This is a genomic window from Pseudomonas sp. RC10 (assembly GCF_038397775.1).
GTDB classification, from domain to species: Bacteria; Pseudomonadota; Gammaproteobacteria; order Pseudomonadales; family Pseudomonadaceae; genus Aquipseudomonas; species Aquipseudomonas bambusae.
The window spans coordinates 3826807-3840134 of the sequence record NZ_CP151650.1 but is presented as its reverse complement, the minus strand read 5'-3'; the positions used below and the strand labels follow the sequence as shown (position 1 = coordinate 3840134).

The following is a 13328-nucleotide window of genomic DNA, read 5'->3' as shown; positions in this document are numbered from 1 at the left end:
GCAGGCTGTCCCGAACGGAGGGTGGTAAATCGCCAGGCGAAGTCGATGTCGTTGCGGTAATAGGTGCTGTAGTTCATGTCGTGTTCCTCGATTCGAAGCGTTGGTCGGTTGTTCAAACGGGCTAAAACCAAAGGGGCTAAAAAACAAAACCCCCGGTCGGGAGGCCGACCGGGGGTAGAGTTATCTCTGGTTGGCGTCCCGTGATTCGTGGGCGCCGGTTGGGTATCAGGCGCGCCAGTGGCTAAACCAATACCCATAAAAATAAGAAGCCGGGGAGGCGATCGTCGTTGCATCCCACATGGCCATGCCCGCTACCTGACGCGGGACGTCGGCAGTGCGCAGAAGCGATGTATGAATGGATGGCAACATGATCTGTCTCCATGGAATGTCGCCGAGCTTACTTCAGGGTTGCGCGTCTATTCAATTGGAAATTTCAATCGTGTCGATTTCGGGCAGCCTTTGACGATTGGCGTATACGGGCGCGATGAACGCTTCACGTAGAATGCCCCGGCGAACCAATCATCGAAGAAACGGCGCTCAGGAGGAACAGCCATGCATGTCAATGAAACACCCGGTGCAGCGGTGCTGGCCGTCGCTCAATCCCGGTCGGACGCGGGAAATATCGCCGCCAATATCGCTCGGCATCTCGCGTTCATGGAGCAGGCGGCGGGACTCGGGGTGAGTTTCTTGATGTTTCCCGAACTGTCGCTGACCGGTTATGAACCCGAATTGGCTCGGGGGATGGCCATCACTTCGGAGGATACTCGGCTGCGACCGTTGCTGGTGAAGGCACGTGAATGGGGCATGACCACGGTCGTAGGCGCGCCAGTCCGTTCATCCACCGGTGACGGCCTATCGATCGCTGCCTTCATTCTTCATCCCGACGGCGGCGTGACCGTCCAGCACAAGCAGCATTTGCACAGTGGCGAGGAAGCGGTCTTTACGGCCGGAGCGGGCGGCGAAGCGTTCAACTTGGGGAGTGAATGCCTCGGGCTGGCCATCTGTGCCGATTTCTGCCAGGCCTCTCACCCAAGGCGGGCCGCCGAGGCAGGCGCGTCAATATACGCGGCCAGCGTGTTGATTTCGGAAGGCGGGTACGCACACGACGCTGGGTTGCTCAGCGGCCATGCCCGCACCTATCGGATGGCTGTTTTGATGGCCAACTATGCGGGCGTCACCGGCGGTTGGCATTCCGGAGGGCGCAGCGCGCTGTGGGATGAACAGGGCGCGCAAGTAGCTGCCCTCCCTGACGCGGAAGAGGGGCTATTGGTTGCGCAGCGTTTGGGAAGCGGGTGGGAGACCCGTTCACACCGGGTCGCGCTGTAGATGACGCCGCTCATCGCGCCCGAGGGTAAACGGTTACAGCTGCGGCCCGCCACCGATGAGACGCTAGCCTTCGCTCGAGAGCTGACGCGGGTCAACATGCGTGACTATTACAGCCACTACGGTCTGGTCTGGCAGCCCGAAGCCTTCGACACGGAATGGCCCAACCGAGAGAGTTATGTGGTGGAGCAGGCGGGCAAGGCGATCGGCTTTCTCAGTCTGACCCTGGAGAGTGATTACCTTTATATCCGCGACATTCAACTGATCGAGGCCTATCGCGGCGAAGGCGTGGGGGAATGGGTCATGGTGTGGGTGTTGCAAATGGCCAGGACGCGGGGGTGTGCGAGGGTTCGGCTGAAAGTGTTCAAGAACAATCCGGCGTCGGGCCTGTACCTTCGGCTCGGTTATCGCCACGTGGGAGAGGAGCCTGCACTGTATTGGATGGAGTATGTGCTGGAGGCGTGAAGCCGGCCCCGGCGCACTTCATATCTTGGGTTCAGCGGACGAAGCCGAGTCCGGAATGACCCCGATTTTCATCCCCAACAGCACCGCTACCTTATGGGATTCTCCGCGTCGGCCTTTTTTCCGGCCAGAAAGAATCTGATAGGTCGTGGCCGCGTCCACACAATTTTCCCGGGCAAATTCTTGAACGGATTTGCCTTGCTCTTCGAGCCAGGCCTTGGCTTGTGCTGCGGTGCGTATTCCGGGCATAGTTCAAAACCGTTCAAGTCTGTACAAATTTATCTGGATTCTACCATTCGTAAGGATGGGGTCAACAAGGTTACGCATTCAAATGAGTGGAATAGGTGCCCGGCTTAGGGAAGAACGCGAGCGCTTGGGGCTGTCGCAACGAGCGTTCGGCGAAATTGGTGGTGTCGAACCCAATGCGCAAGGAAAGTACGAAAACGGTGACCGTACGCCGAAAGCCGATTACCTGGCGGCAGTGGCTGCCAAAGGTGTAGACGTGCTCTATGTGTTGACCGGTTCGCCCACCCCGGTGCCGATCGAAAACCTCAGTGAGGTTGAAGAGTGGGTGCTGGGCAGCTACAGAACACTGGTCAAGGAAGATCAGGATGCCATTCTCCGGTTGACGACTGCGTTGGCGGAATACAAGGCGACCTACGCCGTTGAAAAGAAATCCGCCCCGCAAGAAGACTGACCTTCCGTTGCACGTGTGAGCGTGCGCCTCAAGATTTTTTGCAAGTTTCCCGGCCGATGATGATAGCGTGTCGGTCTCGTTATCGATTCTCTGTCAGGGCCGTTCGAACGTTGCTTCGTCCTAGGTCATGCGCTTTCTTTTTGTTAAGGTGGCGGGCAATCGCCATAAATTGTTTTTTGTGAGGTGTCTGCTTGATTAGGGTGCTGGTTGTCGATGACCATGATCTGGTTCGGACAGGTATCACACGCATGCTTGCCGACATCGACGGTCTGCAGGTGGTCGGCCAGGCCGACTCCGGCGAAGAGTCTTTGAAGAAGGCGCGAGAGCTCAAGCCCGACGTCGTGCTCATGGACGTCAAAATGCCGGGTATCGGCGGCCTTGAGGCCACGCGCAAAATGCTGCGCAGTCACCCTGACATCAAGGTCGTGGCAGTCACTGTCTGCGAAGAAGATCCGTTTCCGACACGTCTGCTGCAAGCGGGTGCGGCGGGCTACATGACTAAAGGTGCGGGCCTGACTGAAATGGTTCAGGCCATTCGGCTGGTCTTCGCAGGGCAGCGCTACATCAGCCCGCAGATTGCCCAGCAACTGGCACTCAAATCGTTCCAGCCACAGACCAGCAATTCGCCGTTCGACCTGCTGTCCGAGCGGGAAATCCAGATTGCCCTGATGATCGTCGGTTGCCAGAAAGTGCAAACCATCTCCGACAAGTTGTGTCTATCGCCGAAAACCGTCAATACCTACCGCTATCGCATCTTCGAGAAGCTTTCGATCGGCAGCGACGTCGAGCTGGCCTTGCTGGCCGTTCGTCACGGCATGGTCGATGCCAGCGCCTGAAATGACCCAATCGTTCGATCCCAGCGCGTTTCTTGCCACCTGCAGTGGCCGTCCCGGTGTCTATCGCATGTTCGATATCGACGGGCGGCTTCTTTATGTCGGCAAGGCCAAAAACCTGAAAAAACGCCTCGCCAGTTATTTCCGCAAGACCGGCCATGCGCCGAAGACCGGCGCACTCGTCGGGCGCATCGCGTCGGTCGAAACCACCATCACCGCCAACGAAACCGAGGCGCTGTTGCTGGAGCAGACGCTGATCAAGGAATCGCGGCCGCCCTACAATATTTTGCTGCGCGACGACAAATCCTACCCTTACGTGCACCTGTCCGACGGCGAGTTTCCGCGTCTGAGCATCCATCGCGGGGCAAAAAAAGCCAAAGGCCGTTATTTCGGGCCTTACCCGAGTGCAGGGGCGATCCGTGAAAGCCTGAGCATTCTGCAAAAGACCTTTCACGTGCGTCAGTGCGAGGACAGCTTCTACAAGAACCGCACCCGCCCCTGCCTGCAATACCAGATCAAACGCTGCAAAGCGCCATGCGTGAATTTCGTCGAACCTGAGGTGTATGCCGAGGACGTACGTCACTCGGTGATGTTTCTGGAAGGACGCAGCAATGCGTTGACCGATGAGTTGAACATGCTCATGGAAAAGGCGGCAATGGCGCTGAATTTCGAGCAGGCCGCCGAATTGCGTGATCAGATCGGCCTGCTCCGACGGGTTCAGGATCAGCAAAGCATGGAAGGCGGAAGTGGCGACGTCGACGTGGTCGCGGCTTTCGTCAACCCTGGCGGCGCCTGTGTTCATCTCATCAGCGTCCGTGCCGGTCGCGTGTTGGGCAGCAAGAATTTCTTTCCTCAGGTCGGGATCGAGGAGGAGGTCGGGGAGGTTATGTCTGCGTTCCTGGCCCAGTATTTTCTTGGGGGCGGCGAACGCGAGTTGCCGAGCGAAGTGATCGTGAACGTGGTCAATGACGACTTCCCGGCGCTGATCGATGCCATCGATGCCTCTCGCGGCAAGGAAATCACCATCAGCCACCGGGTGCGCGGCACCCGGGCGCGCTGGCAGCAACTGGCCGTGACCAACGCTGAACAGGCATTGGCGGCGCGGTTGGCCAACCGTCAGCACGTCGCGGCGCGTTTCGAGGCGCTGGCCGAGGTGCTCAAGCTGGATGAGCCACCGCAGCGGCTCGAATGCTACGACATCAGCCATTCCAGTGGTGAGGCGACGGTTGCGTCCTGCGTGGTGTTCGGCCCGGAGGGTCCGATCAAGTCCGATTACCGCCGGTACAACATTGAAGGCGTGACGGCTGGCGACGACTACGCCGCCATGCATCAGGCGCTGACCCGGCGCTTCAGCAAAATCAACGACGGTGCCGGGAAACTTCCGGACATCCTGTTGGTGGACGGTGGTAAAGGCCAGTTGAATATGGCGCGTGATGTGCTCAACGAGCTCGCCGTGCCGGACCTCATTTTGCTCGGCGTGGCAAAAGGAACGACCCGCAAGGCCGGTTTCGAAACCCTGTATTTAAACGACGTTGCTCATGAATTCACGCTGAAGGGCGATTCGCCTGCGCTGCACCTGATTCAACAGATCCGGGACGAAGCCCACCGCTTCGCCATCACTGGCCACCGCGCCCGGCGTGGCAAGACCCGCCGCACGTCCACCCTCGAAGGCGTGGCAGGCGTGGGCCCGACGCGGCGTCGCGACTTGCTCAAACACTTCGGTGGGTTGCAGGAATTGTCCCGCGCCAGCATCGAAGAAATCGCCAAGGCACCCGGAATCAGTAAAAAGCTCGCAGAGTCGATTTATGCCAGCCTGCACAGCGAGTAGAATGCCCGCTCACCTCGTAGCCAGTTGTGCCGATGAATATCCCTAATCTGATCACCGTATTACGTGTCCTGCTGATTCCGATCTTCATTCTGCTGTTTTACCTGCCTTATCACTGGAGCTATACCGCTGCCAGTTCGGTTTTCGCGTTGGCGGCCGCCACCGACTGGCTGGACGGCTATCTCGCCCGGCGCCTGGAGCAAAGCACGCCATTTGGCGCATTTCTCGATCCTGTCGCGGACAAACTGATGGTGGCCGTGGCGCTGGTGCTGCTGGTCCAGGCCCATGCCAATTTCTGGCTTACGCTGCCTGCCGCCGTGATCATCGGTCGCGAGATTGTGATTTCAGCGTTGCGTGAATGGATGGCCGAGTTGGGCGCCCGTGCTCAGGTCGCTGTGTCTAATCTGGGCAAGTGGAAAACCGCCGCGCAGATGCTGGCGTTGGTGATTCTCCTGGCCAACCCACCCGCTTTCACCTTCTGGGTGGTGTTGGGTTATGTGTTGCTGATGGTCGCGGCGGGGCTGACCCTATGGTCGATGGTGCAGTACCTCAGAGCGGCGTGGCCGCATCTGCGCACTACCACAGAGCAAAAATAAGTATTTTTAAATCAAGGGGTTGACGGGGTCATTTGAATCTATAGAATGGCGCCCACACCAAGCGGGAATAGCTCAGTTGGTAGAGCACGACCTTGCCAAGGTCGGGGTCGCGAGTTCGAGTCTCGTTTCCCGCTCCAGTTTGTACGCGTTCAGGGTCAGTAGTAGGGGCGCTGGACGTTTGGGGCCGAGTAGCAAAATGGTTATGCCGCGGATTGCAAATCCGCTTACGCCGGTTCGATTCCGACCTCGGCCTCCACATATAAAACCCGCAAGATCAACGTCTTGCGGGTTTTTTTGTGCTTCCTGAAACGTCAAAGTTTCCGCAACTATCAAGATCGTTTCCGCAACCTAAGCTCGTTGCCTCGCAGATCTATTCTCCAAGCACCGTCTCTTCTCCGTTCTCGTTTGAGGCAGTCATCGCTCAGGAGAGCACACGCGCCACGGTGCCAATCTGAGTTGTGTAAGTGCATTAGATATACGACTATACGTTAGCTATACAGAGTGATAGGCTTCTCGGGTGCATTGGGTACGCTCACCGTCGAAGAAACCAAGGACTGGAGGCACTATTTTGTGACAGCGAACCAACATTCTTGGGCCATGGACTCACCTGGCGGGCACGGCTCAACAATCATCATTTAGGGACCGTGACATGAACCAAATCTTAGAACGCGATAAACCCGTTCCGATCAACATGCGGGTCGATACCAAAAAACGCAGCTTGATTGACGCCGCTGTCGAGATTCTTGGAACAGACCGGACCAGCTTCATCCTTGAGGCTGCGTGCAAACGCGCCGAAGAAGTGCTTTTGGATCGCAGACTGTTCTTGTTGAGTGATGAAGCCTTTGACCGATTTGAGCAAGCGCTCAACGACAATTCATTAGGGAATAACGAATGCGTCAGGAAACTGCTTGCAAAGCCGAAACCTTGGAGCTGAGTCCTCCGGAAAAGCTGGAGGTGCGTCACGTAGCCGATGAATTTGAATCCGGTGAAAATTCAATCGACGACTACATACGCAACAAGGCTTTAAAGGCACAGCAGGCAAAACATGCGATGGTTTATGTCGTTTGCTTCAAGGACACGGATGTTATCGCGGGCTACTACACGTTATCTAACAGCGCCGTAGATCGGCGACACGGCGCGACGGCGAAGCTCAGACGTAATGCACCTGACCCGTTGCCTGTAACCGTTCTGGGGCGCATGGGGGTCACCGCTAAGGCTAGCGGGCGGGGTCTATCACTTGGATTGCTGGCTGACGCCATTGAGCGTTGCATTATCGCCTCCGAAGTCATCGGATCCGTGGCAATCATCGTGCATCCGTTGAACGAAAGGCTCGCGGCTTACTATGCCAAGCACGCTGGGTTTATTCCGTGCCCAGACCTTTCTCCGATGACCATGATGCTTTCGCTTAGACAGTAAAAACTAAGAAGCCCGCAGCTGCGGGCTTCTTGATGATTAGAGGCGCGTGACAAACGGAGCATCATCAGCGTTGCCACCGCAGCGACCGGTAAAGAGAGCGGTCGTATCGTCCTGATGTTCGCAATATCTGTGATGCGAATGTCGCAGGCCCATGATTTATCGAGATTTTTCACAGAGCCCACAGTTACATTTTTCACGCCTTTTGCAACGCTTCGCGCTTGCTTCACAGGGTAGGGATGTATATATTCCCACCTCTTGTCGGCCGGCCTGCTTCCAAAGCCCGCGGTCGGAATGGAAACTGCAACACCGCCCTGATGGTGAAATTGGTAGACACACCGGACTTAAAATCCGTCGTCCGAAAGGATGTGCCGGTTCGACTCCGGCTCGGGGCACCATCCAGATCAGGCGCTTACGGAATCTTCCGAAGCGCCTGAGTCGTTTTAGCGCTCTGAAAACTCCGCATTTTCCGCAACTCACTCCTCAATGTGGTTTCGTGCTTTTGCGTCCTCGGCAACGCCCTGTAGCGTCGCTCGGGCATCCATTTCAATACCGTGTAGCGGACACTGCAAAACCTACAGATTGGCCAGCCGTTCCTGCACCGCGTCGTCGAACATCATGTAGAGCGCCTCAATGTCCGCTGGGCGCAGTTTCTTCGTTTTCTCCAGCCCCAAGATGAAAGCGATCTGCATCTCTCCCTCGCGCTCGACCGATTCCTTCCCATCTGCCGCGTTAAGTGCGCGCACCAGATTATCGATTTCCCCTTGCAGGGGTTTCGAGAGGCGCAGTGCAGCGATTCGTTCTTGCAGCATTCATTGATCCTTACTGAGTGGCGTCACCGCGAGGTTGCGCTCTTGTCTGGCTGTGTATGGCCTCGCCTTACTTCGCGCCAATTCCGAATTTGAACCTGTCCAGAAATCCCCATGACCAGGAGGGCGGTGGCGAATAGCAGCCTGGCTGATTCGGCGGTGAGGCGTCGCACCGGACGGTGTAGCCGTTTTTTCCTGTTTCCCTTCCGCCTTCGCCGGTTCCCCGGTCGGTGTAGTTCGCACATCCACCGATCAGGCCAGCCAGCAGTATCACGAGTCCTGTTTTCATAGATTCGTCCTTGTTGGGAGGGCGTAGTCTGCTCGCGGCCTTGTCTTCGATCAAGGTGAAGTTAGAACCCTGTTAACACCTTCCTCAAAAACGGCGCGGTCCGGCTTGCCTTCGCTTTAGCGACTTTCTCCGGCGTACCGCTGGCCACGATTTTTCCGCCTCGATCACCTGCACCAGGCCCAATGTCGATGACCCAGTCGCTCTGGGCCACGACGCGCATTTCGTGTTCGACGACGATGACGGTGTGGCCGTTGTCGACCAGTGCGTTCAGTTGAACGAGCAGGCGGTCGACGTCGCTGGGGTGCAGGCCGGTGGTGGGTTCGTCGAGGACGTAAAGGGTGGCGCCACGGGCGTTGCGTTGCAGTTCTGTGGCGAGTTTGATGCGTTGGGCCTCGCCGCCGGAGAGTTCGGTGGCGGGTTGGCCGAGGCGCAGGTAGCCAAGGCCGATGTCCCGAAGCACGGTTAATGAGCGAAGGACGGTGGGTTGCTCGGCGAACACCTTGACGGCTTGATCGACGGTCAGTTGCAGCACTTCAGCGATGCTGAGGCCTTGCCATTTAACGGCCAGTGTTTGCGGGTTATAGCGGGCGCCGTGGCAGGTCGGGCAGGGTGCGTAGACGCTCGGCATGAACAGCAATTCGACGCTGACGAAGCCTTCGCCTTCGCACACATCGCAACGGCCTTTGGCGACGTTGAAAGAGAACTGTCCGGCATCGTAGTCGGCTGATTTGGCGTCATCGGTGGCGGCGAACAGTTTGCGCACATTGTCGAACAGTCCCGTGTAGGTCGCGAGGTTCGAGCGCGGGGTGCGGCCGATGGGTTTCTGGTCCACTTGTACCAGGCGCTTGATCGTTTCCAGCCCGCTGGCGATGCGCCCGCCGGTGAATTGCGGGGCGTCGTCTTCGAGGCTCGGTTCGTCCTGATCGCTGGCGGCGGTGGGACGACCCAGGTCTGCTCCCACCAGTTCCAGCAATGCCTGACTGACCAGGCTTGATTTGCCGGAGCCGGAAATGCCGGTCACGGCTGTGAAGCACCCCAGCGGAAACTCAGCGTTCAGGTTGTCGAGGTTGTTGCGGGTGATGCCTTCGAGGCGCAGCCAACCTGAGGGTGCGCGGCGCTCGGTGCGCAACTCGTTATGCTCCGCGAACAGGTGCTGACGGGTGCGAGACGCCTCGATCTGCGCAAGCCCTTCGGGAGGACCACTGTAAAGCACGCGTCCGCCATGTTCGCCCGCCGCAGGACCGACGTCGATCAACCAGTCAGCGCGGCGCATGGTTTCCAGGTCGTGTTCGACCACGAACAGAGAGTTGCCCGACGCTTTGAGCTGCTGCAACGCGGCGAACAGGGCTTCACTGTCGGCGGGATGCAGGCCAGCGGACGGTTCGTCCAGCACGTAAATCACACCAAACAGTTGCGAACCGAGCTGCGTGGCGAGGCGCAGGCGTTGCAGCTCGCCGGACGACAGGGTCGGCGTGCTGCGTTCCAGTGCCAGATAACCGAGGCCAAGGTCGGTGAGGGTCGTTACGCGAGCCAACAGGTCTTGGGCGATGCGCTGGGCGGCAAGGCGTTTTTCGATGGACATATCGGTCTTGGTCGCCCCATCGGCCACCGGCTTCAACACGTCGGCCAAGCGCAGGAGCGGCATTTGCGACAGCTCGCCGATGTCCAGACCGGCAAAGGTCACCGACAAGGCTTCGCGTTTCAGGCGCTTGCCGTCGCAGAGCGGGCACGGGCTGCCGCGCATGAACTGCGACACGCGTTTCTTCATCAGCGCGCTTTGGGAGTGGGTGAAGGTGTGCAGCACGTAGCGTCGGGCGCCGATAAACGTGCCCTGATAGCTCGGCTCCAGCTTGCGTTTGAGGGCGACGCGGGTTTCTTCCGGGGTGAGCCCGGCGTACACCGGCGCGGTCGGCTGCTCTTCAGTAAACAGAATCCAATCCCGCTGTTTTTTCGGCAGGTCGCGCCAAGGGATGTCGACGTCATAGCCCAGGGTCACGAGGATGTCGCGCTGATTTTGCCCTTGCCACGCGAGCGGCCAAGAGGCGACGGCGCGCTGGCGGATGGTCAGCGAGTCGTCCGGGACCATCAGCGCTTCCGACACTTCATACACGCGGCCCAAACCATGGCATTCGGGGCAGGCGCCTTGTGGCAGATTGGGCGAGAAATCCTCGGCGTACAGCATGGGCTGGCCGTCCGGGTAGTGGCCGGCCCGCGAGTACAGCATGCGAATCAGGCTCGACAAAGTAGTGACGCTGCCTACCGACGAGCGTGTGCTGGGCGTGCCCCGCTGCTGTTGCAGGGCGACGGCGGGCGGCAGGCCCTCGATGGAATCGACGTTGGGTGCGCCCACCTGGTCGATCAGGCGGCGAGCATAGGGCGCGACCGATTCGAAATACCGGCGCTGGGCTTCCGCGTAGAGCGTCGAGAATGCCAAGGAGGATTTGCCCGACCCCGACACCCCCGTGAACACCACCAAGGCATCCCTCGGGATGTCCACATCGACGTCCTTGAGGTTGTGTTCGCGCGCGCCGCGCACCCTGACAAAGCCGGGTTGATCCGGCGCGACTTTGGAAGAACCAAGGGATCGGGTGTCTGCGTCTTGCGGAGGGTGTGGCGCTGTGGTCATGGGCGGGCCTTGGCGTGATTCGAATCGGTCTGAGTGCAGAGCTTACCGGGCATCGGGAACTTTGGGGGTATGGCCTGCGTCGTCGTGCTCGCCTCCCGTCAAGGGCTGCTCTTTGCGGGTTTCCTGGGTGCGGTCGCGATCATCCGCCACATCAGCGGGTTTGGCGTCAGGGTCGTTGATTTTTTCGCCGGGGGTATGGGCGGTCATGGTTTGTCTCCTGTGACGTCACGCAGGGCTTCGGCAGCCTGCAAGCCTTTGAGAAATCCGGCCAATGCGGCTTCTTCAAGTCGTAAACCCTGGCGCTGACGCGAACGAGGCAGCTTGGCGAGTTCGCCCACGACAAAGGCCTCCAGCACGGCGGGGTGGATGTAGCATTTTCGGCACACCGCCGGGGTGTTGCCGAGCAGCCGGGCGACTTCCTTGACCATCGCGACGATGTGTTTCTTCGCGTCAGCCTCGGGCTCCCAGTCCAGTTTGCGCAGAGTGGTCAGTGCCATGGCGCTGCCGGCCCAGGTGCGGTAATCCTTGGCCGTGAAGTCGGCGCCGGTCAGGTCGTGGAGGTAGCGATTGATGTCCGACGAACTGACCGTGTGACGCTGGCCGTCTTCGTCCAAGTATTGAAAAAGGTTCTGCCCCGGTAATTCCATGCAGCGCTTGATGATGTTCGCCAGGCGTCGGTCGGTGACGCTGACCTCATGCTCGACCCCACTTTTGCCGCGAAACTGGAACAGGATTTTGCTGCCGTGAACGTCTACGTGTTTGTTGCGCAGTGTGGTCAGCCCATAGGACTTGTTGTCCCGGGCGTATTGGCTGTTGCCGATGCGGATCAGGGTCTGGTCCAGCAGCGACACCACCGCCGCCATGACTTTTTCGCGGCCCATGCCGGGGGCGGCCAGTTGCGCCTCCAGTTGCTTGCGCACCTTGGGCAATGCCTTGCCGAACGCGATCATCCGCGAGTACTTGTTCTCGTCGCGAATCTCGCGCCAGCGGGGGTGATAGCGGTATTGCTTGCGGCCTCGGGCGTCTTTGCCGGTGGCTTGTAGATGGCCTCGCGGGTCTGCGCAGATCCACACGTCGGTGTACGCGGGTGGGATCACCAGCGCGTTGATGCGCTTGATTTCCGCCTCGTCGCGAATGCGTTCGCCGTTGGTATCGAAATAGGCAAATTTGCCGCGCAGGATCTTGCGCGTGAAGCCCGGCTGGCTGTCATCGACATAATGCAGGTCTTTGGGCAGGTCTTCGCGGGTAAGGGCGTCCGACATGAAGGGCAATCCTGAGGGCTGGTCTTTGCATTGACCTTCCCACCGCACAGTCGTGCCGATTATTTGCTTCGGCGATCAGCGCACGGTTCAGACGCAGCTCAAGCCAGCAGGGCCACCGACTTGATCTGCGCCCAGAGCGTCTGGCCCGTGTGCAAGTGCAACTGATCCCGCGAATAACGCGTGATGCGCGCCAGCAGCGGCGTGCCCGACGCGTCCAGACGTACCAGCACGTGGGCCGCGTTGTCGGCAGGCACTTCGCTGACGACGGTGACCGGCAGACGGTTGAGAATGCTGGTCTGGTCGTCGGCTTGCAGGGTCAGGCTGACGTCTCGCGCTTGCACCTTGAGGCGCAGGGGTTTGCTCATTTCCAGCACGGAATGGGCGACACGGATCGTGAGATCGCTCCGCGGAAGGCGAACGGTGATCAGGTCGTAGGCGGCATCGTAGGCGACCACGGCGCCCTCGATGACCACGCCCGCGTCATCGCCCATGGCCAGTGGGAGGTCGAGTCGCGCCAGGGTTTCAGCGATGGGACCGCTGGCCAGCGCCTGGCCACCGCTGAGCAGCACCAGATGATCGGCCAGTCGAGCGACTTCGTCCTGCGAGTGGCTGACGTACAGCATCGGAATGTCCAGCTCGTCGTGCAGGCGTTCCAGGTAAGGCAGGATTTCGCCCTTGCGCCGGGCGTCCAGCGCAGCGAGCGGTTCATCGAGCAGCAGCAGGCGAGGGCTGGTCAGCAGGGCCCGGGCGATACCGACTCGTTGCCGTTCGCCACCGGACAGCTTGTCCGGTTGACGGGCGAGCAGATGCTCGATGCCGAGCAGGGTGGTCGCCTGCTCCAGATTCACATGACGTTCCCGGGCCGGAATGCGTTTGAGGCCGAATTCCAGATTGCCCCGGACGGTAAGGTGCGGGAACAGGCTGGCTTCCTGAAACACGTAGCCCAGCGAGCGTTTGTGCGGCGGGACGAAGACGCCGTTGGCGCTGTCCTGCCACACCTCGCCGTTGATCGAGATGAAGCCGGTCGAGGCTTTTTCCAGCCCCGCGATGCAGCGCAGGCAGGTGGTCTTGCCGGAGCCGGAATGGCCGTACAGCGCCGTGACGCCGCGCCCCGGCAGGGACAGATCGACGTTCACAGTGAAGTCGGGGAAGTCCACGTTCAGGCGGACGTCGATGGTCGAGGTCATGACGGA

The 13328-nt window shown here is 59.5% G+C and carries 15 protein-coding genes and 3 tRNA genes; 11 read left to right on the top strand and 7 right to left on the bottom strand.

The window, feature by feature from the left end; all coding sequences use genetic code 11:
- Positions 1 to 225: 225 nt before the first annotated feature.
- Positions 226 to 369, bottom strand: coding sequence for a hypothetical protein (locus AAEO81_RS17575; protein WP_341958211.1), 144 nt, complete (start codon positions 367 to 369; stop codon positions 226 to 228).
- Positions 370 to 552: 183 nt separating this feature from the next.
- Here AAEO81_RS17575 and AAEO81_RS17570 point away from each other — a divergent pair, with 183 nt between their 5' ends.
- Positions 553 to 1326, top strand: coding sequence for a carbon-nitrogen hydrolase family protein (locus tag AAEO81_RS17570; protein ID WP_341958210.1), 774 nt, complete (start codon positions 553 to 555; stop codon positions 1324 to 1326).
- Complete coding sequence (locus AAEO81_RS17565) at positions 1327 to 1788, top strand: GNAT family N-acetyltransferase (RefSeq protein ID WP_341958208.1); 462 nt, start codon at positions 1327 to 1329, stop codon at positions 1786 to 1788. It begins immediately after the preceding gene.
- A gap of 18 nt (positions 1789 to 1806) precedes the next feature.
- On the opposite strand, the gene AAEO81_RS17560 is transcribed toward AAEO81_RS17565, so the two are convergent.
- The gene (locus AAEO81_RS17560) at positions 1807 to 2034 is read right to left on the bottom strand and encodes a DNA-binding protein (RefSeq protein WP_166594728.1); all 228 of its coding nucleotides are present in this window, start codon (positions 2032 to 2034) and stop codon (positions 1807 to 1809) included.
- Between the two features lie 82 nt (positions 2035 to 2116).
- Here AAEO81_RS17560 and AAEO81_RS17555 point away from each other — a divergent pair, with 82 nt between their 5' ends.
- The 9 genes from AAEO81_RS17555 (at position 2117) to AAEO81_RS17515 (ending at position 7547) form a co-directional block, all read left to right on the top strand.
- The gene (locus tag AAEO81_RS17555) at positions 2117 to 2482 is read left to right on the top strand and encodes a helix-turn-helix transcriptional regulator (RefSeq protein ID WP_341958206.1); all 366 of its coding nucleotides are present in this window, start codon (positions 2117 to 2119) and stop codon (positions 2480 to 2482) included.
- Positions 2483 to 2673: 191 nt separating this feature from the next.
- The gene (uvrY, locus tag AAEO81_RS17550) at positions 2674 to 3318 is read left to right on the top strand and encodes a UvrY/SirA/GacA family response regulator transcription factor (protein WP_341958204.1); all 645 of its coding nucleotides are present in this window, start codon (positions 2674 to 2676) and stop codon (positions 3316 to 3318) included.
- Position 3319: 1 nt separating this feature from the next.
- Positions 3320 to 5143 carry an excinuclease ABC subunit UvrC gene (gene uvrC, locus AAEO81_RS17545; RefSeq protein WP_341964556.1) on the top strand — a complete coding sequence of 608 codons (1824 nt, stop codon included), beginning with the start codon at positions 3320 to 3322 and terminating at the stop codon, positions 5141 to 5143.
- A 32-nt stretch (positions 5144 to 5175) separates the two neighbouring features.
- Positions 5176 to 5736, top strand: a complete 561-nt coding sequence (pgsA, locus tag AAEO81_RS17540; protein WP_166594725.1) for a CDP-diacylglycerol--glycerol-3-phosphate 3-phosphatidyltransferase — start codon at positions 5176 to 5178, stop codon at positions 5734 to 5736.
- A 61-nt stretch (positions 5737 to 5797) separates the two neighbouring features.
- Positions 5798 to 5873 (top strand) — tRNA-Gly (locus AAEO81_RS17535).
- Between the two features lie 45 nt (positions 5874 to 5918).
- Positions 5919 to 5992, top strand: a tRNA-Cys gene (locus AAEO81_RS17530).
- 393 nt (positions 5993 to 6385) lie between these two features.
- Complete coding sequence (locus AAEO81_RS17525) at positions 6386 to 6670, top strand: DUF1778 domain-containing protein (RefSeq protein ID WP_166594724.1); 285 nt, start codon at positions 6386 to 6388, stop codon at positions 6668 to 6670.
- Positions 6628 to 7152 (top strand): hypothetical protein, encoded by a 525-nt coding sequence (locus tag AAEO81_RS17520; protein ID WP_341958200.1) that lies wholly within the window; start codon positions 6628 to 6630, stop codon positions 7150 to 7152. The genes AAEO81_RS17525 and AAEO81_RS17520 overlap by 43 nt, the downstream gene beginning before the upstream one ends.
- Positions 7153 to 7460: 308 nt before the next feature.
- Positions 7461 to 7547: transfer RNA gene (locus AAEO81_RS17515), tRNA-Leu, on the top strand.
- A gap of 177 nt (positions 7548 to 7724) precedes the next feature.
- Here the strand turns inward: AAEO81_RS17515 and AAEO81_RS17510 are convergent.
- The 5 genes from AAEO81_RS17510 to modC all read right to left on the bottom strand — a co-directional run bounded on the left by AAEO81_RS17510 (position 7725) and on the right by modC (position 13322).
- Entirely contained in the window at positions 7725 to 7958 is a 234-nt protein-coding gene (locus AAEO81_RS17510; RefSeq protein WP_341964555.1) for a hypothetical protein, read from the bottom strand.
- A 350-nt stretch (positions 7959 to 8308) separates the two neighbouring features.
- A complete protein-coding gene (locus tag AAEO81_RS17505) occupies positions 8309 to 10873 on the bottom strand; it encodes an excinuclease ABC subunit UvrA (RefSeq protein ID WP_341958197.1) in 2565 nt (854 codons plus the stop codon).
- A 42-nt stretch (positions 10874 to 10915) separates the two neighbouring features.
- Entirely contained in the window at positions 10916 to 11080 is a 165-nt protein-coding gene (locus AAEO81_RS17500) for a hypothetical protein (protein WP_166594671.1), read from the bottom strand.
- Positions 11077 to 12135 (bottom strand): DNA topoisomerase IB, encoded by a 1059-nt coding sequence (locus AAEO81_RS17495; RefSeq protein ID WP_341958195.1) that lies wholly within the window; start codon positions 12133 to 12135, stop codon positions 11077 to 11079. The genes AAEO81_RS17500 and AAEO81_RS17495 overlap by 4 nt, the downstream gene beginning before the upstream one ends.
- A 98-nt stretch (positions 12136 to 12233) precedes the next feature.
- Positions 12234 to 13322 (bottom strand): molybdenum ABC transporter ATP-binding protein, encoded by a 1089-nt coding sequence (modC, locus tag AAEO81_RS17490; RefSeq protein WP_341958193.1) that lies wholly within the window; start codon positions 13320 to 13322, stop codon positions 12234 to 12236.
- Positions 13323 to 13328 lie beyond the last annotated feature (6 nt).